Genomic DNA, 361 nt, shown 5'->3' on the forward strand with positions numbered 1-361 from the left:
CCCGGGCGAGGGCGTCTTCGTCGGCGACCACCGGAGGGATCCCCTCGCGGGGTTCGAGCAACGGAATCGGCGCCTTGTCGACGTCGTCCGGGGGGCCGCCCCCGGTGGTGGTGCGCAGGTCTGCTGCGGTCTCTTGGGCGTCGGTCACCGCTCAAGGGTATCCGCGGATACGGCGCGCCCGTCGCCGGAACGTTCCGGCGACGGGCGCGGTGGGGGCCTGCGGGCCCGCGACCGCCCGGGCGAGGGCGTCTTCGTCGGCGACCACCGGAGGGATCCCCTCGCGGGGTTCGAGCAACGGAATCGGCGCCTTGTCGACGTCGTCCGGGGGGCCGCCCCCGGTGGTGGTGCGCAGGTCTGCTGC

At 75.3% G+C, this 361-nt stretch carries 2 pseudogenes; both read right to left on the reverse strand.

Annotated elements, in window-relative coordinates:
* Positions 1-148 (reverse strand): annotated as a pseudogene (locus EF903_RS35755) (ribonuclease D); the annotation flags it as partial.
* A 3-nt stretch (positions 149-151) separates the two neighbouring features.
* Positions 152-361, reverse strand: a pseudogene (locus EF903_RS34940) (ribonuclease D); the annotation flags it as partial.

The sequence above is a fragment of the Streptomyces sp. WAC05292 genome (assembly GCF_003949955.1).
Lineage (GTDB): Bacteria > Actinomycetota > Actinomycetes > Streptomycetales > Streptomycetaceae > Streptomyces > Streptomyces globosus.